Source organism: Microvirga sp. P4_A5 (genome assembly GCF_056402495.1).
The window spans coordinates 1-19,586 of record NZ_JBFUHH010000013.1 but is presented as its reverse complement, the minus strand read 5'-3'; the positions used below and the strand labels follow the sequence as shown (position 1 = coordinate 19,586).

Genomic DNA, 19,586 nt, shown 5'->3' with positions numbered 1-19,586 from the left:
CTCAAATGGACGTCTCGCCGCTCTCTCTCGCCCAATCCCTCCTACGCTGCCCCTCCGTCACACCCGAGGAAGGGGGCGCGCTTGCGTTCATCGAATCGGTTTTGAGGGAGGCAGGATTCGAGGTGCACCGTCCGGTTTTCTCCGAGCCGGGAACGCCGGACGTCGAGAACCTGTATGCGCGGTACGGTTCCGGCGGGCCATTTCTTCTTTTCGCCGGCCACACGGATGTGGTGCCCCCAGGCGATGCGGCGCAATGGCGGCATGATCCGTTCAGCGGCGCGATCGAGGGCGGCGACCTCTATGGCCGCGGCGCGGTCGACATGAAAGGCGGCATCGCCTGCATGATTGTAGCAGCCCTGCAATTCATCGCGAATCGCCCCGATTTCGAAGGTTCCATCGGCTTCCTCATCACGGGAGACGAGGAGGGGCCGGCGATCAACGGCACCGTCAAGCTTCTGGAATGGGCAAAGGCGCGGGGCGAGCGGTTCAATCATTGCATTCTCGGCGAGCCGACGAACCCGAATGCGCTCGGCGACATGATCAAGATCGGCCGGCGCGGCTCCCTGACCGGCAGGATCGTCGTCGAGGGAAAGCAGGGACACGTGGCCTATCCGCACCTCGCCGACAATCCCATCCCCGGCATGATGCGCCTGATTGCAGGCCTCCTCCGCGACCCGCTCGATGAGGGCACCGAGCATTTCGACGCGTCCCATCTGGAGGTGACCACAGTCGATGTCGGCAATCCCGCAGCCAACGTCATCGCGGCCCAGGCAGGCGCGACGTTCAACATCCGGTTCAACGACACCTGGACACCCGAAAGTCTTCAGGACGAGATCGATCGCCGTCTGCGGGAAGCCGCAGGCAACGAGGTTCGTTATCGCGTGATCTTCGAGCCCACCAATGCCGTGGCGTTTCTCACCCCACCCAACGCGTTCGTGGGCTTCGTCTCGGATGCGATCGAGGCCGAGACCGGCCATAAGCCGAAATTGTCGACCACAGGCGGCACTTCGGATGCCCGGTTCATCGTCAAGGATTGCCCGGTGGTCGAATTCGGCCTGGTGGGCCAGACCATGCATCAGATCGACGAGCGGGTCGCGGTCATCGATCTCAACCGCCTCACGGCGATCTATCGCGGCATTCTCGGCGCCTACTTTGGCCCCGGGCCTCAGGTCTGAGGATCGGGCGCAGACAGTTTTTTCGAAGGGAACGAATCCCGGTAGACGCCAGTTGGCCCGACAGATTTCGCCCTGGGACATCGTCCGATGATCGTGACAGCCGACGAGGTACACCGTTCGTTTCGGGGAACGCTGGACCTTCTCCATAACCGCGCCGAAGGTTTGCGGGCGTTCGACATGAGCGAGCGGGGGTTTTGGCACTCGTTCGCGGCAATCCTTTTGACCATCCCGGCCTATGTGGTGTCCCTGGCCCTCGAACGGGTCCGGTTCGGCTTTCGCCTCCCCGGCGCTTCGCTTTTCGACAATGTGTGGTTTGACCTCATCGTCGCATTGGGCCACGTCGCTGGCTTCGTGGCGTTGCCGGTGGCGATGATATGGTTGTCTCGCGCCATGGGCATGACGGCGCGATACGTGCCGTTCGTCATTGTCACCAACTGGATTTCCGTCATCGGCATATTGGTGATGTCGATACCCGCGTTCTTGTTCCTGATCGGCTGGGCGCCAGCCGCCCTTGCCGGACTGTTCACATTGGCGTTCTTTGTGCTCGTTTTTCGGGCTCAATGGTTCGCCACGAAAGCGACCCTCGGCGTGCCGAATATGCTGGCAGTCGCCGTCATTGGTCTTGGCCTGATCCTGAACGTCTTTATCGGGGCGGTTGTCCGAAGCCTCCTGATCTAGGCAGGATAGTCGACGCCGATCAGATAAAGCCCCGCAGACGGCGCCATCGGGCCGCAGCGGGTTCTGTCGCGGGCCTCGAGCGCCTCACGGACCTGGTTCACCTCCCATCGTCCTGAGCCGACCCGCTCGAGCGTTCCGACCATCGAGCGAACCTGGTGATGAAGGAACGAGCGCGCCGAAGCGTAGATCCGGATGTCCTCGCCGTCTCTCTCGACATCCAGCCGGTCGAGGGTGCGGATCGGGCTGTTGGCCTGGCATTCCGACGCGCGAAAGGTCGTAAAGTCGTGCCGGCCCAACAGCGACCGAGCCGCCTCGTGCATCATGTCAGCATCGAGCGGCCAGGGAACATGCCAGACGCGGTTCAACTCAAGCGCCGCGGGTGCTCGTCGGTTGAGGATGCGGTAGACATAGTGCCGCTTGACCGCTGAGAGTCTCGCATTGAAACTTTCCGCCACAGGGTGCGCGGTCAGGACCGCGACCGGCAGAGATTTCATGTGGGCATTCGTGGCATTGCGCACGGTCTCGGCGGGCCAATCTTTCGTCAGGTCCACGTGAACGACCTGATGGGTCGCGTGAACGCCGGAATCGGTTCTTCCAGCGCAGTGGATGCGCACCCTTTCGCCGGAAAATCGCGCGATGGCTTCCTCAACGACCTGCTGGACCGACAGCCCATTGGCCTGAATTTGCCAGCCTGTGAAGGGCGTGCCGTCGTATTCGACCACCAGCTTGTAACGGGGCATTTCAGCCCAGCCCGTGGTTCATATGAGTCTGGCTCCCGGCCCAAGCCGCACGCCGCGCAGGAATTCGGCCCCTGTCACGGGTGCTTTGCCGGGGCGTTGCACTTGCAGCAGGCGAAGGGCGCCGGAGCCGCAGGCGACCAGCGCCTGATCGTCCAGGACCGTGCCCGGCGCGCCTTGGCCTTCCTCGACCCGGGTGCGCAAAACTTTGACTCGTTCGACGCCCTTGCCGAAATCGGCGAGGAAATAAGCGGTGGGAAAGGGCGACAGGCCGCGGACATGATCGTGCAGGGCCCGCGCGGATTGGGTCCAGTCCATCAGCGAATCCTCATTGCGCAGCTTGTGCRCATAGGTCACGCCCTGCTCGGATTGCGGCGTGAAGCCGAGCGCGCCTCGGGAAAAGGCGGCAAGGGCCCGCACCATCAGGTCGGCACCCAATACCATCATCCGATCATGCAGATCGCCGGCGCTCATGTCTGGCGTGATGGCGACACGCTCGACCATGCCGACCGGGCCCGTGTCGAGCCCTTCCTCCATCATCATGACGGCAATGCCCGACTCTGCATCCCCTGCCATGATGGCCCGCTGGATGGGCGCCGCGCCGCGCCACCGCGGAAGGAGCGATGCGTGCAGGTTCAGGCAACCGAGAGCCGGCGCATCGAGGATCGCCCTCGGCAGGAGCATCCCGTATGCGACGACAACCGCCACATCGGCCTCATGGTCGCGGAAGGTGGCGCTCGCCTCCTCGGTCCGCAACGTCGTTGGGTTGAAGACGGTCAGGCCGAACTGATCGGCCATGCGGTGGACCGGCGAGGGCCGGAGTTCCAGGCCACGCCCGGCGGCGGCCGGAGGCCGGGTGTAGACCGCCACGACGTCATGACCCTGGCCGACGATTTCGGCGAGCGTCGGAACCGCGAATTCCGGGGTTCCCATGAAGACGACACGGAGGCTCATGCGCCGCTCGCTTCGCGCTTCGCCGCCTTCTTGAACTTGGTCATCACCCGGTCACGTTTCAGCTTGGACAGGTAATCGATGAACAACACGCCGTTCAGATGGTCGATCTCATGCTGCACGCAGGTCGCCATCAGTCCATCGGCCTCCTGCACGATCGTTTCGCCCTGCAGGTTGGTGTAACGAAACCGTACGCGGGCCGGGCGCTCGACTTCCTCATAATATTCGGGGATCGACAGGCAGCCTTCCTCGTAGACGCTGGTCTCGTCGGAGGAGTCCAGGACCTCCGGATTGATGAGCACCATCGGCTGAGGCTCCGTCTCGGATTTCGACACATCCATCGTGACCATCCGCACCGCCACGCCCACTTGAATGGCCGCCAACCCCACGCCCGGGGCATCATACATGGTTTCAAGCATGTCGTCCGCCAGCCGGCGAACCTCCTCGGTCACGGCCTCTATCGGCTTGGAAACGAGGCGGAGCTTGGTATCCGGGAGGATGATAAGAGGTCTGATGGTCATGATGGCCGGAGATAAGCGGTTGGCTCGGGATGGTCAAATCGTTCATCTTATGTTCGGATGGCGACGTCAACGGGAACGCCCTGATTCATGAACGATATCGCCCTCACGCTCGGCTCCCTTTCGCTTACCTGGGGTCAGGTGGCGATCGGGACCGCGGCCGGCAGCCTCGGCCTTCTCTTGGTTCTGACGATCCTGCTGCTGCGCTCGCGCCGGGAGCGGGAGTTGGAAGCCGCCCTTGCGGCGGAGCGTGCCCGGGAGATGGACGACAAGGTGGCGGAGATGACCCGCCTGCAGTCGGAAATGACCGGCCGGATGCAGACCGTCGCCGAGGTTTTCGGCACCCGACAGAGCGATTTCGTCCGCATGATCTCCGAGCGCATCGACGGGCTTCAGCATCGGGTTGGGCAGGGTCTCGAGACGACGAGCCGGCACCAGAACGAGAATCTGTCGAAGCTTCACGAGCGACTGGCGGTGATCGATGCGGCGCAGCAGAACCTGAAAGACCTCACGGGTGAGATCGTCGGCTTGAAGGATGTCTTGTCCAACAAGCAGAGCCGTGGCGCTTACGGGCAAGGTCGCATGGAGGCGATCATCCGCGACGGCTTGCCGAACGGAGCGTTCGAGTTCCAGCCGACCCTTTCGAGCGGGCGGCGCCCGGATTGCCTCGTGCGGTTGCCGGGTGACGAGCGCGGTCTCGTGATCGACGCGAAATTTCCCCTGGAGGCCTTCACGCAGTTCCGCGACGCGAAGGGGGACGAGTTGCGACTCCGCGGCGCCGCCCGGGTGCGCAGCGACATGCTGGTTCATATCAAGGACATTTCGGAAAAGTATTTCATCCCGGGCGAGACGCAGGACATGGCGATGATGTTCGTGCCGGCGGAATCCATCTACGCCGACCTGTCGGAACATTTCGACGACGTGGTCCAGAAAGCGCACCGCGCGCGCATCGTCATCGTGTCGCCTTCTCTGCTGGCAATGGCCATCCAGGTCATGCAGGCCCTGGTGAGAGACGCCCGTATCCGGGAGGAAGGCCGCGTTATCCAGATCGAAGTGCAAAAGCTGCTTGAGGATGTGGAACGTCTTGACACGAGGGTGACCAAACTCGCCACCCACTTCCAGCAGGCGCAGGACGACATCTCGCAAGTGCGCATCTCGACGGACAAGATCAAGAAGCGTGGGCGGTCGATCGAGACGCTCGAGTTCGATGACGGCGAATCCGCCGCGCAGGCCGAATTGCTGCGCTTGCAGGGGCGCAATCTCCGCGCCGTCGACTAGCCACCTCTCCCCGCGCGCTTGGCCATCGTTCGACTCCCCAATCGGAACCCCCGACGCGCCGCGACGTTCTCCTGACGCAATGCGAACACCGTCGCCAGCGCTTGGCGCTGGCCGTTCACGCCCCCAAATCGAAGGAGCCGCGCCATGGGTCTTTTCTCGAAAGACATCAAGACATTGGATGATCTTTTCGTCCACACGCTGCAGGACATCTATTACGCGGAACAGCAGATCACGAAGGCGTTGCCTGAAATGATCGAGAAAGTGACAGATCCGCAGCTCAAGCAGGCTTTCCAGACGCATCTCGGCGAGACACAGCAGCACGTGAAGATGGTCGAGCAGGTCTTTCGCATGCACGGCCACGATCCGAAGGGCGTAACCTGCCCGGCGATCGACGGGATCATCGACGAGGCCCAGGAGATTGCCGGCGACATCGACGATCCGGAAGTTCTCGACGCCGCGTTGCTCGCTGCCGCTCAAGCGGTGGAGCACTACGAGATCACGCGATACGGGACGCTGGTCGCCTGGGCAAAGCAACTCGGCCGGGAGGATTGCGCGGGCGTTCTGCATCAGGTCCTCGACCAGGAGAAATCCGCCGACCAGAAGCTTTCGCGCATTGCCGAGACCAAGGTCAATACCCGCGCTGCCTGAGCACGCCTCACGCAGGAACGACCAGAACGCAAAAAGCCTCTCCGTAGTGGAGAGGCTTTTCATTTGTCCGGCGGAAGCCGGTGCTTAAATCACAAAGAAATCCAGCGCCGTCGGAACCAATCCCTTCTTGAGAACGGCGAAGTCGACGGCTTTGGCTTTGCCGGATCCATCGACGTCGTAGGAGAGAACGCCTTTCTTGGTGTTGAAGATGATGTGGTCGTCCTTATCCTTCGGTTTGTTGAGGGCGAAAAATTTCTTGTTGAGCTTGCCAGGCTTCAGGGCCGTACCCTTGCCGATCTTCTTGAAGACCGCGTCGTCGAGCTGGATACTGTCGTCCTTCACGTTGAAGTCGGTGATCTTGTCGACATTCGTTGTCTTGTTGAGCGCGGTGGCGAACACGAACGTGTCCTTCCCCTTGCCGCCCGTCAGGAGATCGTTGCCGTCCATGCCGGATAGGGTGTTCCTGCCGGTGTTTCCAACGATGGTATTGAGGCCCTCGTTGCCGCTGAGGTTGATGGCAGCGGTACCTGCGGCCGCCGTCAACATCTCGACTGATGCGCCGGCGCTCAGCGCGTAACTCGCGCTCGCGGTGACGGCATCAAGGCCTTCCCCCCCGTTTTCGACGATGATGTCGAGAGCGTTATCGACCAGGTAGCTGTCGTTGCCCGCGCCGCCTTTCAGAAGGTCCGCTCCCGTGCCGCCGTCCAGCAAGTCGTTGCCACCCTCGGCGCGAAGGTCGTCGGTCCCGGCGCCGCCATTCAAGACGTCGTTGCCGTCGCCGGATTCATTGATCGTGTCGTCGCCGTCGCCGCCGTGGACGGTGTCGTTTCCTGTGGCACCGTTGAGCTGGTCGCGGCCCGCGCCACCGTCGAGCACATTGTTCCCGTCATTGCCGAACATCGTGTTGTCGAGGGCATTGCCGGTGCCGGCGAGATTGCCGGCCCCGTTTTCCATCGCGAGATATTCAAGCTGCGCGCCGAGCGTGTAGCTGACCTTCGTGATGACGCGATCAAAGGTCCCGCCGCCAACGTTCTCGGTGACGACATCCCCCACGGAATCGACGATGTAGAGATCGTCGCCGGTGCCACCGATCATCACGTCAGATCCCGCACCACCATCGAGCGTATCGGACCCGGCATCTCCGGTCAGTGTGTTTCGTCCGCTGTTGCCCGCGATGAAATTGTCGGCCGTATTGCCGGTAACATCGAAATCTCTCGTTCCGGCGACGGTGACGTTCTCGACGAAAGCCGCAATCGTATAGGTGTTTGGAGTGAAAGCCGCGGTGATTTCGACGCGGTCGGTCCCTTCTAGCGCGAACTCTTCGATGAGGTCGGCTCCGTCGATCACGTACACATCGTTGCCGAGGCTCCCGGCGAGAGTGTCGGCCCCCGCGCCGCCGTTCAGCCGGTTGTTCCCATCGTTGCCGATGATCTCGTTGTCCAGGCCGTTGCCGGTGCCGTCGATGTTGCCGTGAGCGTCCAGTTGCAGTCTTTCGAACTCGTCCCCGAGGGCGAAGCTGACGGACGCAACCACCTGATCGATGCCTTCGCCGACGAGCTCCGTCAGCGTGCCGTCCGTATCATCGACAAAATAGATATCGTCACCCTGCCCACCTTCCAGCGTGTCGGCCCCTCCGCCGCCTATGAGCGAATCATTCCCCGCGCCACCGACGATGCTGTTGACTCCGATATTGCCATAGAGCCCGTTGGCCCCATTGTTCCCTGTGAGGTTGTGATCGTTCTCGTCGAACAAGATGACATCTTCGACATGGGCGTAATTGTTCAGGTCGATGTCGATAATCGAAAATATCGTGTCGTCTCCTTCGCCATCGTTTTCAGTCACGACCGCGCTGGCGTCCTCGATGTAGTAAAGGTCGTCCCCTTCTCCGCCGGCCAGTTCGTCAAGACCGCCGCCACCGGTCAGATAATCGTCGCCCATTCCGCCAAAGATAAAATTGTCGCCTGTATTTCCGAACAGGTCGTTGTCCAGGTCATTCCCCGTCATATCGAGATTGACCGCGCCGAAGAGAGTCGCGTTCTCGACGTTGGCAAAAGCCGCCAGGCTCAGATCGATATTGATGAACGCAAAGACCGTATCGTCCCCCTCGTCGGCCGCTTCATCCACGACATCCCCTGCCTCGTCGACCACATACGTATCATCGCCCAGGCCGCCGGAAAGTGTATCCGCCCCCGCGCCGCCATCGATCAGATTATTGCCGGCATTTCCGGCGATGGTATTGTCGAGATTGTTCCCAGTCACCGAAGCGTCGATGCCGCCGGCCGGGTCGGCCGGCATGGTGAACGTCACGTCGCCGGCTTCGAGAAGATAGGCGTTGGTATCTTGATCGTACGTCGCCACGAGACGCCCCCCATTATGTTGATATAACATAACTAGCAGGAGGGGTTGCTCTTGGCAATTGGAGCGGCGACGCGACGGGGGACCACGATCGGTTACTTCAGCGACGTCCCATGGCCACGCATTCCTTAAGGAAATCCGCCAGATCGTCCGTCACATAATCGATATGCGGCGTGCGCACGGCCTCCTGCTCGAATTCCTCCCGGAACGGGTCGAGCGTCTGCGGCACGATGAGGGTGGTGGTCATACCGAGTTCGTAGGGGACCACGAGGTTTTTGGCGATATCCTCGAACATCGCCGAGCGAGCCGGCTCCACGCCGTGCTTTTCAAGAAACGTCTCATAAGCCCGCCGATCCGGCTTGGGGACGAAGTTGGCCGCCGCGATGTCGAAAATATCCTCGAATCGGTCGAGAATGCCGAGTTTCCGCGCGACGTTTTCGGCATGCTTGCGTGAGCCGTTGGTAAGGATCAGCTTGCGGCCGGGCAGTCTTTCGATGGCATCGCCCAGATTGGCGTTGATCTCGATCGACGCATGGTCGATATCGTGCGCGAAATCCAGAAAATCGTACGGGTCGACGTCATGCTCGTCGATGAGTGCCCGCAGGGTCGTGCCGTGCTTGTGGTAAAAATATTTCTGCAAGGCCCGTGCCGACAATCCGTCGATTCCAAACATGTTGGCAATATAGAGGGTGATGCGCTCGTCCACCTGCGGCCAGATGAGGGAGGTGTGCGGGTAGAGGGTGTTATCGAGGTCGAACACCCAGGTGTCCACATGGGAGAACGCGCGGGATTCTGTTACAGGGAGACTATTATCGGCCGGTGAGGCTTTCATGGTATCCAAAGATGACAATGGGGCCGTGATGGCCCCATTGCTCCAATATACGCCCGGAGGGAGACGATTTAAAGGCCTCAGGCGCGGCGGATCAGAGTGCCGGCGCCGTGATCGGTGAAAAGCTCGAGCAGAACCGAATGGGGCACCTTGCCGTCGAGGATGACCACCGCCTCCACGCCGCGCTCCAACGCGTAGATACAGGTCTCGATCTTGGGAATCATGCCGTCGGTGATGGTGCCGTCCGCGATGAGGCGGCGGCAATCGTCGATGGTCATTTCGGGGATCAGGTTCTTGTTCTTGTCGAGCACCCCGGGAACGTCGGTCAGCAGCAGAAGACGTTTGGCCATCATCGCGCCTGCAATGGCGCCCGCGAAGGTATCCGCGTTGACGTTATAGGTCTGCCCGTCGTTGCCGACCGCGACCGGCGCGAGAACCGGGATCAATTCGGCACCCAGCACCTGATCGAGCACGGCCCGGTTGACCGTTTCGGGCTCGCCGACAAAACCCAAATCCACCACCTTCTCGATGTTCGAATCGGGGTCGATGGTGGTGCGGTTGACCTTACGGGCCGTCACCATGTTGCCATCCTTGCCGCAAAGGCCGATGGCTTTGCCGCCCTCCGCGCCGATCCAGCCGACGATCTGCTTGTTGATGGAGCCTGCCAGAACCATCTCGACGACTTCGACAGTCGCCTGATCGGTGACGCGCAATCCGGCCCGAAACTCCGACTTGATGCCAAGCTTTTCGAGCATCCTGCCGATCTGCGGGCCGCCGCCATGGACCACGATGGGCTTGATGCCCGATTGCTCGAGCAGAACCACATCCTCGGCAAAATCTTCCGCCGCCGCGCGATCGCCCATGGCGTGGCCGCCATACTTGATGACGACGACCTCCTGGTCGTAACGCTGCATGTGCGGCAGCGCCTGCACGAGCACTTCGGCCTGAACGTGAACGTCCGGCAGCTGGTCGACCGGGGAAGGCTTCTCGGACATGGGCGGCTCCGAAGGTGAACGAAACGGGTTGGGTTCTAGCCCAGCGTGGCCGGTCTGGAAACAGGGCTTACGATCTGGGCCGCACAAAAGCCGAGGTGCCCGCCAGGGCCCAGCCGATCATTAACAGGACCCCACCGGTGGGCGCGGCCATCGGCGCGAGGGCAACGCCCGACAGGGCGCGGCGCGACAGGTCTCCGCAGAACAGTACCAAGCCAAGCGCCATGAGGAAGCCGGAGAGGCGACCGAGTCGGGCATTGACCCCGCCCTGCGAGACGAGGGCGGCGAGCACCAAGAGCGCCGGGGCATGGAAGAGCAGGAATTGCGCGGCGATCTGAAGCGAGGCGTTTCCGGTCATATGGGACGCTGCCGCCGAGAGGGCGACGCCAAGGACACCTGCCAGCGCTCCGAGAGCCACAAGAACGCGCTCCGGAAGGATCATCCGGCGCCTCGTTCGCTCAACAGCCTCGCGACCGATGTGCGCAGGTCCGCGATGCCGGTTCCGGCCCGGCTGGAAGTGGGAATGATCTCCGGAAAGGCCGCGGCGCGCTTGGCGATGTTCGCGGAGGTCTCGGCCGTGCGTTCCTCAATGCCGCCAGGCTTCAGTTCGTCGGCTTTCGTCAACACGATCTGATAGGAAACGGCCGCCTTGTCGAGGGTTTCAAGAAGCACCTCGTCTACCGGTTTGATGCCATGGCGCGCATCGATGAGGAGATAGACCCGCGCGAGACTGGAGCGGCCCCGAAGGTAATCGTGGATGAGCTTGGTCCAAGCCTGAACCTTCGCCTTTTCCACGGCCGCATAGCCATAGCCCGGCATATCGACGAGGTGGAAGCGGCCTCCGATATCGAAAAAATTGAGCTGCTGCGTGCGGCCGGGGGTGTGGGACGTCCGGGCCAGCGTGTTGCGCCCGGTGAGGGCGTTGACAAGGCTCGATTTGCCCACGTTGGAACGACCGGCGAACGCGATTTCCACCTTCGACATGGGCGGAAGGTTTTTCAGCGTGTTGGCCGCCCAGATGAAATCCGCCTCGCCGGCAAACAACTTGCGGCCGGCCTCGACGAAGGGATCAATGTCAGGATCGATGTCACTCATGGCCTCTTATCGACGGTCCGGGGCGCTTCTTCAAGCCGGGGTAGCCACTGCGATCCGAACGCGCCGAAAATCTACTCCCAGAAGAGCTTCAGGGAACGCAGCCGATGGGCCTCTTTCTGCGCTTCCGGCATCAGGGCATCGATGGCCGCGGCGCTTTGATCCGCGCTTTCGGTGGCGCTGTCCGGGAAGGCCTGCTGCCGGAGCGCAAAATCGTTCATGTCGCCCAGCAGGTCCTGCAGCTTTTCGAGGGTTCGCAGCAGTTCTTTCCTGGGCCCGCTGTGCCGTTCTTTGAAAGTGTCGGCGAAAAATTCCGCACCGTACCGGAGGCCCTTGATCCGCATCCGAAGTGCGTGTCGCTTCTCGGTGGAGAATTTCTCGATGCGCTTCGCGTCGCGGAAGATTCGTTTCCAGCCGCGCGCAAGCCGCTTCTTCGCAAGACGCTCGACGGGTCGGCTTCGCGCCTTCTGGATCCTGCACGACGAAATGGTGAGCCAGTTGCCCCCTTCAATCCACACCGCCAGATGGAGAATTGCCCTTTTGTAACGAGGTTTGTCGAGTTTTCGCCTGATTTTCGCATAGGCGGCCTCGCGCCGCTGTTCGACGTCCGCAACCTCGCTCTCAGTCGGCTGGTTGACTTCATCCTGAAATCGCTGGGAAAGCACGTCGAGATCTCGAGCAGGGCCCAGCAATCTCGCGATAAGTCGCAATTCGTTCTTCACCTTCCGGACGCCGCCGGATGAAAAAGCCGGCTTGAACAACGAGACGGCGGTTTTCAGCCGCCGCAATCCCACGCGCATCTGGTGCAGCGCTTCGGGATCTGCAAAGGACCGCCACAATTCCTCGTTCCGGAGAAATTGTGACAGGGCCTCGCGCGCGATGGTCTGGAAAGCTTCGGCGCTCGCGGTCCCGGCCCGAATACGGGGCGGCCGGGCTTTTACCGGTGCTGGTGGAGAGCGTTCGAGCAGGCGATAGCCGCGGTCGGATTTCGCAAGCGTGGAAAGCCGCAACGGAACCTCGCGGGCCAGTTCCTGCGCGGTGAGAAACAGGGCGCGCGGCTCGCCGGCCTTGAGTTCCAGTTCGATTTCAGTGAGATGGCTGGTGCGTCTTCCGGACTTCACGATGGTGCGGTCAAGGACGAGTTCGATCGTGGCGCCGTGGGCGTCGATCAGAAAAGCGTGCCGTCGCGTTCTGACCGTGAAAACGGGCCGGATCTGGCGTCGGATGGCTTCGTCGTCGAGGAACGGCGCAAGCGGTGTTCCTGCGGCGGCTCGCCGGTCGAGCATGGGCCCATCCACCTCCGTGTCCCATTCGGCGCGATTGAGTGCGATCCTCCGCGGGCCTTTTTCGGCCTTGATCGTCTGGATGTGACGGCCATGGTGTTTTCGAATGCGCAGCGCGATACCGGCGCGCCGCAATGTTTGGTCCGGCGTATCGAAATAGGTGGCGTCAAGAATTCCGCTGCTTTCCGGACTGGGCAGCGCGCTTGCGACAAGCGGGTGATGGAGCAGGCGTCCCACGTCGCGCGGGTCGCATTCGAGCTTCAGCTCGCGTTCCTGCGCCATGGCCGCGCCCGAGGGCGAGTTATCGTGCATCGGCGCCACTGAAACGCTGCCATCCGCTGGTCATGGCAGGCATATAGCGCGTTCGGCGCACCCGCAAAGGCCAGGCTTGGGAGACAAAAAAATCCCCGGAAGCGATCCGGGGATTTCGATTGCGGAGGCTCGGTGTGTTTAGCCCTTTGCGGGGGCTTTTTTCCGGAACAGCGCCCGAAGATTGTCCCACAACTCGATCTTCACGCCGTTGCGCCGCATGATGAAGCCTTGCTGCGTCACCGACAGAAGATTGTTCCAAGCCCAATAGATCACGAGACCGGCGGGGAAAGAGCCCAGCATGAAGGTGAAGATCACGGGCATCCAGGCGAAAACCTGCCTTTGGACCGGATCCGGGGGCTCCGGATTCATCTTCATCTGCAGCCACATGGTGATGCCCATCATGAGCGGCCAAGCGCCGAGCATGAGGAAGTGACCGATCACCGGCACCGCTCCCGGATTGTAGGGAAGCAGGCCGAACAGGTTGAAGACCGATGTGGGATCCGGCGCTGCGAGATCGCGGATCCAGCCGAAGAACGGCGCGTGACGCATCTCGATGGTGACGAACAGCACCTTATAGAGCGCGAAGAATACCGGGATCTGGATCAAAACGGGCCAGCAGCCTGCCACCGGATTGATCTTCTCCTTCTTGTAGAGTTCCATCAGCGCCTGTTGCTGCTTGACCTTGTCGTCCGCGTAGCGCTCCCGGATCGACGTCATCTCGGGCTGAACCGCCTTCATCTTCGCCATCGACGCATAGGATTTGTTGGCGAGCGGGAAGAAGAAGATTTTCAGGATGACGGTGACGATCAGGATCGCGACGCCGAAGTTTCCGAACAGGCGATAGAAAAAGTCCAGAACCTTGAACAGCGGCTTGGTGATGAAATAGAACCAGCCCCAGTCGATCAGGCGGTCGAAGTTCTTGATGCCGTAGCCGTCCTGATACTGATCGACGACCGCGACTTCCTTGGCGCCGGCGAAGAGGCGCTGGGTCATTTCCGTCGTGGCGCCGGGCTGCAGCGTCTGAGCTGCCCCGAGAACATTTGCTTGATAGACCTTGCCGGTCGGGTCCTGCCGCGCCGTGAACGAGCCCTGATAGGCTTGCGCCTGATCCGGCACCACAGCGGCCGCCCAGTACTTGTCGGTGATGCCCAAGAAGCCGCCGACGGCGTTATCCCAGACCTTTCCGAGGGTGTTCTGGCCCGGAACCGGGCTTTCCTTGTCGAGCTTCGAATAAGTGTATTCCTGCAATCCCTGGTCGCCCACGAAGCCGATCAGGCCCTCGTGCAGGACGTAATAGCCTAGCGTGGTCGGCGTGCCGTGCCGCGACACCAGCCCGTAGGGATGAAGCGTGATGGGCGCGGACCCGCGGTTTTCGACCGAATCCTTGACGGTGAACATAAACTTGTCGTCGACGGACACGACGCGCCGGAAGATCTGCCCCTGACCGTTATCCCAGGTCATCGTCACTGGGCTCGAAGACGTAAGGGTAGACTTGTCGGCAGTCCACAAAGTGTTGGTGCCCGGCAGCGCTCCCGGCTCGGCGCCGACCCAGCCGAATTCGGCGTAGTAGGGGTTCTGCGTGCCCGAGGGCGAGAACAGCACGATGTTGGGGCTCTTGGGGTCGACGGTCTCGTGGTAGGTCTTGAGCGACACGTCGTCCACGCGCCCGCCGCGCAGGTTGATCGAGCCGCGGATGGCCGGGGTGTCGATGGCGACGCGCGGCGAGCGTGCCAGCGCCGCCTCGCGGCTCTCGACCGCTTGTGCCGCAGGCGAGGCGGGAACCGTCCCGGGGACGGGGACGGACGGCCCTCCGGCCTGGCTCGGGGTCGCGGGTGCGTTGGGCGCGTTCGGATTGACCTGAGCGGATTGCTGCTGGGCCTGACGATGGCGCTCCGCCTCGGGCGCGGCAAAGAAATACTGCCAGCCGATCAGGATCGCCATCGACAGGGCGATAGCCACGATAAGGTTCTTGTTTTCGTTACGCATTGGGATGTCCGCGACGCTCGCCGTTGGTGGGAGGTGAGGAGGAGGAGGGGGGAGCCTCCGGCCTCGTGCTTTCGAGCTGCGTGCTCTTAAGCTGCGTACTTTTGGGTTTCGTGACGACCCGCAGCGCACGCCGAAGATCGTCTATCAGCAGGTCATAGTCAGCGGTCAGGATGTCGCGGCGCCCGATGATCACGATATCGGCGGCGACGTGACGAAAATCCACGCCTGCTTTCTGGCAGACCGTCCGAAGCCGCCGCTTGATGCGGTTTCGCTCGGTCGCATGACCCACCCGCTTGGTGACGGTCAATCCGAAACGAAGTCCRCAATCCGCTTCTCTGAGGCGGCCTTGCACCGTCATCCGCTCCGTATGAAAGCGGCGGCCGGAGGCCGCCGCAACGAAGTCAGGTCGTTTCGTCAGGCGCCCGATCGAACCTGCATAGGGCTCGCACACCGGGCCGGCCAGGGTGCGGGCTTACGCCGACAGGCGCTTGCGGCCGTGAGCGCGACGAGCGGCAATCACCTTGCGGCCACCCTTTGTGGCCATGCGCGCGCGAAAGCCATGGCGGCGCTTGCGAACGAGCTTGCTCGGTTGATAAGTCCTCTTCACGGCTCTTCTCCGGTCGAATGAGGGGCAGCGGTGCTCACGGCTCGCGCCCGTCTGAATTGGAGGGCTTCCGCCCCAAAACTGTTTCTAAAATACGATCAGCGCCCAAACCGGGCGCCGTCAGATGCGGGCTTATGACGGAACGAGGCCTCAAAGTCAACGCTCGTCTGCCCCTCCGCCGGCGGCAAAACTCCACCTTGGGTCCGGCGCGACCTGTGCAGAATGCGCCGATACGCTAGATAGAGCGGGATCGTCGCAAGGGAGCCAGAGTGGCCGAATCGTCCATGGAGAAGCCGGAGCGGAACGGGCAAGCCCGTCTCCTGCGCCTTGTGCCGCTCACGCTTGTCATTGTGCTTCTGGGAGCCTTCTTTGCAACCGGCTCCCACCGCTATTTCACGCTGGAATCGCTCGCCGGGCATCGCGGGGCCATCCGCGAGGTCGTTGCCGCACGGCCCTTGGCGGCAATCGGGCTTTATCTGTTGATCTACGCCGCCATGGTGACGCTCTCAATTCCGGCCGCGGCTTTTATGAGCGTGGCGGGAGGCTTCCTGTTCGGCTGGCCGCTCGGGGGCGCCGTTGCGGCCCTCGGCGCGACCTCGGGGGCGGCCAGCATTTTCCTGATCGCGCGGTCGACCATCGGCGAGCCGCTTTTGCGCTGGGCGGGCCCGAGGATTCAGCAACTCGCCGCCAATTTTCGTGCGGAATCGTTCTCCTACCTCCTGTTTATGCGTCTCCTGCCGGTGATGCCCTTCTGGATCACCAATCTGGCGGCGGCCTTGTTCGGAATGCGTTTCAGAACTTTCATGGCCGCGACCCTGCTCGGCGCGATTCCCATCTGTTACGCCTTCGCGGTGGCGGGATCCGGGTTGGACGCCGCCTTTGCGGCGCACGAGCGGCAGGTTTCCGAATGTGCCGCGGCGGGAAAGAGCGCGTGTGAAATCCAGTTTCAGCCCGAGAGCTTGCTCACGCCGCAACTCATGATAGCTCTTGCAGCGCTGGGCCTTCTTGCGCTTGGTCCCATCCTCGTGAGGAAATGGCAGGCTCGGCGCAAGGAGACTGACGGGTGAAAAAGCCCCTGAACAAAGGCGGCGCGACGCTGCAGCCGGATTTGTGCGTGGTGGGAACTGGGCCCGCAGGCTTGTCCCTTGCCGCCGCCGGGGCGCTTTTGGGCGTTTCGGTCGTCCTGGTTGGCGAACCGTCTCGGGCCGAGGAGCGGGGCCTGTCGGCAGCCACCCTGCGGGCAGCGGCCGACCGAGCCCACGCCTTGCGGACCGCTTTCGACCTGGGAATCGGGCGTGAGCGTGCCGAACCCGAGATCGATTGGGCCGGTCTCCGCTCCCATATGCGCCACGTCGTGGCTCGCGACGCTCCCATGGCGGCGCTCGACCGGTACCGGGCAATGGGCGTCCATGTCATCCACGAGACAGCCCATTTCGCCGATCCGGCAACCTTGCTGGCGGGATCCACGACCATCCGCGCACGCCGGTTCGTCCTCGCGCCGGAAGGCCGGCCGGATCTCCCGGCCATTCCCGGACTCGAAACAGTGCCGTATCTCACCGAAGACTCGGTCCTGGATCTGGCAGCGTTGCCGCGAGACCTTTTGATCCTCGGCGCCGAATCGGAAGCGGTGTGGCTCGCGCAGACCTACCGGCGTCTCGGTTCCCGCGTTACGGTCATCGCGCCGGAAGAGCGCCTCCTGAAACGGGAGGATCCCGAGATGGTTGCAATCGTCGACCGGAGCCTGCGCCGGGAGGGAATCGATTTTCGACTAGGCTCGGATGTGGCTTTCGAGGAAGGTGCCAATGGCGGCATCGTGGCCAGGTTCTCCCATGGGGAGGTTCATCCGGAGGCAGGTCATCTCGTCCTGGCCAGCGGAAGGAGCCCGGTTTTCGATGGCCTGAACCTGGCCGCCGCGAAAATTCGCACCGGACCCGAGGGCCTCGAACTCGACCATCACCTGCGCACCACCAACCCGAAAGTCTATGCGGTCGACCATACACTTCCGCTCGCGACGCAGCAGGCAGGTTTCGCTTTCCGAAACGCCGTTCTGCGGTTGCCGACGCGCTTTGACCCAACGGCAGTGCCGCGGCTCGTTCACGGCGCTCCCGAAATCGCTTCCGTTGGACTTACGGAAGCGCAGGCGAGGGAAAGATCCACGTCCATTTGCGTCTTGCGGGCGCCCTTCGCCGACAATTCCCGCGCGATCGCCGACCGGACGACAGAGGGGCACATCAAAGTGGTCACGACGTCCACCGGCAAAATCCTCGGTTGCTCGATCGTCGGGGCCCGTGCCCACGATCTCGTGGCGCCGTGGGCTTTGGCGATGGCAAACGGACTGGCTGTGTCCGACCTTGCCGGGGTTGCTTTGTCAGGCCCCGCCTATTCGGACGTCGGTCGAAGCGCCGCCTTGGAATATCTCAAACTCTCGGCGCAGGCGCCTTGGTTGCGCAGGGCTCTCGGCTTTGTCCGGCGGTGGGGTTAGATAATCCCCATGAGACCCGGTCAGCCCCGTCTTGCTCCCGCCAGCCTGCTGAGGCATTTCGGGCTGTCCACGCGGCTGTTGCTGCTGACCATCCTGTTCGTGATGGTGGCCGAGGTGCTGATCTACGTTCCATCCGTCGTCAATTTTCGACGGACCTGGCTCAGCGACCGCCTCGCCGCGGCCCAGATCGCAGCCCTGGTGCTGGATGCCGCCACCGAGGAAAGCCTGCCGCAGGAACTGGAAATGCGACTTCTTGCCGGCGTGGGAGCCAAGGCCATCGCCATTCGTGGCGGCGGCAAGCGCTCCCTTCTCGCGGCGGGCGACATGCCTTCCCAAGTCGCGAGGACCGTCGACCTTCGCAATGAATCGTGGATGGTTCTGACCCGCGACGCCTTCGAGACACTGGTCGATCCCGGGAACGAGCCAATCCGCGTCATCGGCGCCGGCATGGGCGTCGATTTCGTCGAACTGATCCTCGACCCGCGCCCGCTGCGCTCGGCGATGCTCGAATTTTCCCGCAACATTCTCCTGGTGTCGCTGCTCATCTCCGCGATCACCGCGAGTTTCCTCTATTTTGCCCTGCAATGGGTGATCGTTCGTCCGGTGAGGCGCCTTACCGGGAACATCGCCGAGTTTTCGACCAATCCCGAGGATGCGTCGCGGGTCATTCGACCGACCGCCCGCGGGGACGAGATCGGGCTCGCGGAGCAGGCGCTGGCGCAGATGGAAACCACCCTGGCTGACGAGCTGCGTCAGAAGCGACGCCTGGCAGAGCTCGGATTGGCCGTCAGCAAGATCAATCACGAATTGCGCAACATGCTCACGACCGCCCACCTGCTCACCGACCGGCTCGATCGCGTCAGCGACGACACCGTGCAGCGTGTGGCGCCCCGCCTCGTGGCGACCCTCGATCGCGCCATTGCCTTTTGCGAGGCGACCCTCGCCTATGGCCGCGCCGCCGAGCGGCTGCCGCATCGCCGGATGATGCAACTCGAGCCCGTGATCGCGGATCTCGCCAACCTGACCGACCTCGCCCCGGAGCGCGGGATCGTTTTTCGGATCGATGTGCCGGAGCAACTGATGATCGACGCGGACGAGGACCAGCTTTCCCGGGTCCTCGTAAATCTCGTGCGCAACGCCGTGCAAGCCCTCAGCCAGGCAGGAACCAATGAGGGGACGCCGGAAATCGACGTGAGCGCGGTGCGCAAGGGCGGAGAGGTCGTCATCTGCGTCCGGGACAACGGCCCCGGCATCCCCGACCGGCTCCGGGTCGATCTTTTCACGCCGTTCCAGGTCTCCAACCGCAAGGGCGGCACGGGCCTCGGGCTCACCATCGTGGCGGAGATCGTCCGCCTCCACGGCGGCACCATCACCCTTGACGAGGGCGCCACCGGCACCTGTTTCCGCCTCACCATTCCCGACCGTCAGTTGGGCGACGGGCCGCAATAGCCAAACTGAACCAAACTTCGCAGAAACGGGCTTGCCAAGCGCGCCAGAACGATCTAATCAGCCGCCTCCGGTCCACGCCGCTTCTCGCAAGCTGGACCGCAGGCGCCCGTAGCTCAGCTGGATAGAGCACCAGACTACGAATCTGGGGGTCAGAGGTTCGAATCCTTTCGGGCGCGCCATTTTTCCTTAAATCACAAGCACTTAGACTGTCCCTGTC

Annotated in this window: 19 protein-coding genes and 1 tRNA gene; 8 read left to right on the top strand and 12 right to left on the bottom strand. The window is 62.5% G+C overall.

What is annotated here, in order from left to right:
• Nucleotides 1-5: 5 nt before the first annotated feature.
• Nucleotides 6-1,175, top strand: a complete 1,170-nt coding sequence (gene dapE / locus AC1DVM_RS06420) for a succinyl-diaminopimelate desuccinylase (RefSeq protein ID WP_477252992.1) — start codon at nucleotides 6-8, stop codon at nucleotides 1,173-1,175.
• Between the two features lie 87 nt (nucleotides 1,176-1,262).
• Nucleotides 1,263-1,853: a hypothetical protein gene (locus AC1DVM_RS06415; protein ID WP_477252990.1), complete on the top strand. Its 591-nt coding sequence runs from the start codon at nucleotides 1,263-1,265 to the stop codon at nucleotides 1,851-1,853.
• Here AC1DVM_RS06415 and truA read toward each other — a convergent pair.
• The 3 genes from truA to def are packed head-to-tail and all read right to left on the bottom strand — an operon-like array spanning nucleotide 1,850 to nucleotide 4,062.
• On the bottom strand, nucleotides 1,850-2,593 hold the full coding sequence (gene truA, locus AC1DVM_RS06410) for a tRNA pseudouridine(38-40) synthase TruA (protein ID WP_477252988.1): 744 nt from the start codon (nucleotides 2,591-2,593) through the stop codon (nucleotides 1,850-1,852). The two genes, AC1DVM_RS06415 and truA, sit on opposite strands and share 4 nt — an antisense overlap.
• 18 nt (nucleotides 2,594-2,611) lie before the next feature.
• Nucleotides 2,612-3,544, bottom strand: coding sequence for a methionyl-tRNA formyltransferase (fmt, locus tag AC1DVM_RS06405; RefSeq protein WP_477252986.1), 933 nt, complete (start codon nucleotides 3,542-3,544; stop codon nucleotides 2,612-2,614).
• Nucleotides 3,541-4,062, bottom strand: coding sequence for a peptide deformylase (gene def / locus AC1DVM_RS06400; protein ID WP_477252985.1), 522 nt, complete (start codon nucleotides 4,060-4,062; stop codon nucleotides 3,541-3,543). Before def ends, fmt begins: the two co-directional genes overlap by 4 nt.
• Before the next feature lie 87 nt (nucleotides 4,063-4,149).
• Here def and AC1DVM_RS06395 point away from each other — a divergent pair, with 87 nt between their 5' ends.
• Complete coding sequence (locus AC1DVM_RS06395; protein WP_477252983.1) at nucleotides 4,150-5,337, top strand: DNA recombination protein RmuC; 1,188 nt, start codon at nucleotides 4,150-4,152, stop codon at nucleotides 5,335-5,337.
• A gap of 144 nt (nucleotides 5,338-5,481) precedes the next feature.
• The gene (locus AC1DVM_RS06390) at nucleotides 5,482-5,985 is read left to right on the top strand and encodes a YciE/YciF ferroxidase family protein (protein WP_477252981.1); all 504 of its coding nucleotides are present in this window, start codon (nucleotides 5,482-5,484) and stop codon (nucleotides 5,983-5,985) included.
• An 84-nt stretch (nucleotides 5,986-6,069) separates the two neighbouring features.
• Here the strand turns inward: AC1DVM_RS06390 and AC1DVM_RS06385 are convergent, their stop codons facing one another.
• The 9 genes from AC1DVM_RS06385 to rpmH form a co-directional block, all read right to left on the bottom strand.
• Nucleotides 6,070-8,343 (bottom strand): hypothetical protein, encoded by a 2,274-nt coding sequence (locus AC1DVM_RS06385; RefSeq protein ID WP_477252980.1) that lies wholly within the window; start codon nucleotides 8,341-8,343, stop codon nucleotides 6,070-6,072.
• A 97-nt stretch (nucleotides 8,344-8,440) separates the two neighbouring features.
• Nucleotides 8,441-9,172 carry a pyrimidine 5'-nucleotidase gene (locus AC1DVM_RS06380; RefSeq protein WP_477252978.1) on the bottom strand — a complete coding sequence of 244 codons (732 nt, stop codon included), beginning with the start codon at nucleotides 9,170-9,172 and terminating at the stop codon, nucleotides 8,441-8,443.
• Nucleotides 9,173-9,249: 77 nt separating this feature from the next.
• A complete protein-coding gene (gene argB / locus AC1DVM_RS06375) occupies nucleotides 9,250-10,164 on the bottom strand; it encodes an acetylglutamate kinase (RefSeq protein ID WP_477252976.1) in 915 nt (304 codons plus the stop codon).
• A gap of 67 nt (nucleotides 10,165-10,231) precedes the next feature.
• Complete coding sequence (locus tag AC1DVM_RS06370) at nucleotides 10,232-10,603, bottom strand: DUF423 domain-containing protein (RefSeq protein WP_477252974.1); 372 nt, start codon at nucleotides 10,601-10,603, stop codon at nucleotides 10,232-10,234.
• Complete coding sequence (gene yihA / locus AC1DVM_RS06365) at nucleotides 10,600-11,256, bottom strand: ribosome biogenesis GTP-binding protein YihA/YsxC (RefSeq protein ID WP_477252972.1); 657 nt, start codon at nucleotides 11,254-11,256, stop codon at nucleotides 10,600-10,602. Before yihA ends, AC1DVM_RS06370 begins: the two co-directional genes overlap by 4 nt.
• A 71-nt stretch (nucleotides 11,257-11,327) precedes the next feature.
• Entirely contained in the window at nucleotides 11,328-12,848 is a 1,521-nt protein-coding gene (locus tag AC1DVM_RS06360) for a CYTH and CHAD domain-containing protein (RefSeq protein ID WP_477252970.1), read from the bottom strand.
• A gap of 138 nt (nucleotides 12,849-12,986) precedes the next feature.
• Nucleotides 12,987-14,834, bottom strand: a complete 1,848-nt coding sequence (yidC, locus tag AC1DVM_RS06355) for a membrane protein insertase YidC (RefSeq protein WP_477252968.1) — start codon at nucleotides 14,832-14,834, stop codon at nucleotides 12,987-12,989.
• A complete protein-coding gene (gene rnpA, locus AC1DVM_RS06350) occupies nucleotides 14,827-15,285 on the bottom strand; it encodes a ribonuclease P protein component (protein WP_477252966.1) in 459 nt (152 codons plus the stop codon). The genes yidC and rnpA overlap by 8 nt, the downstream gene beginning before the upstream one ends.
• A 21-nt stretch (nucleotides 15,286-15,306) precedes the next feature.
• Nucleotides 15,307-15,441: a 50S ribosomal protein L34 gene (gene rpmH / locus AC1DVM_RS06345; RefSeq protein ID WP_027314822.1), complete on the bottom strand. Its 135-nt coding sequence runs from the start codon at nucleotides 15,439-15,441 to the stop codon at nucleotides 15,307-15,309.
• Between the two features lie 266 nt (nucleotides 15,442-15,707).
• On the opposite strand from rpmH, the gene AC1DVM_RS06340 reads away from it, so the two are divergent.
• The 4 genes from AC1DVM_RS06340 (at nucleotide 15,708) to AC1DVM_RS06325 (ending at nucleotide 19,548) form a co-directional block, all read left to right on the top strand.
• Complete coding sequence (locus AC1DVM_RS06340) at nucleotides 15,708-16,505, top strand: TVP38/TMEM64 family protein (RefSeq protein ID WP_477252965.1); 798 nt, start codon at nucleotides 15,708-15,710, stop codon at nucleotides 16,503-16,505.
• The gene (locus AC1DVM_RS06335; RefSeq protein WP_477252963.1) at nucleotides 16,502-17,920 is read left to right on the top strand and encodes a dihydrolipoyl dehydrogenase family protein; all 1,419 of its coding nucleotides are present in this window, start codon (nucleotides 16,502-16,504) and stop codon (nucleotides 17,918-17,920) included. Before AC1DVM_RS06340 ends, AC1DVM_RS06335 begins: the two co-directional genes overlap by 4 nt.
• A 9-nt stretch (nucleotides 17,921-17,929) precedes the next feature.
• Nucleotides 17,930-19,369: a sensor histidine kinase gene (locus tag AC1DVM_RS06330; protein ID WP_477252961.1), complete on the top strand. Its 1,440-nt coding sequence runs from the start codon at nucleotides 17,930-17,932 to the stop codon at nucleotides 19,367-19,369.
• A gap of 102 nt (nucleotides 19,370-19,471) precedes the next feature.
• Nucleotides 19,472-19,548 (top strand) — tRNA-Arg (locus AC1DVM_RS06325).
• Nucleotides 19,549-19,586: the final 38 nt, after the last annotated feature.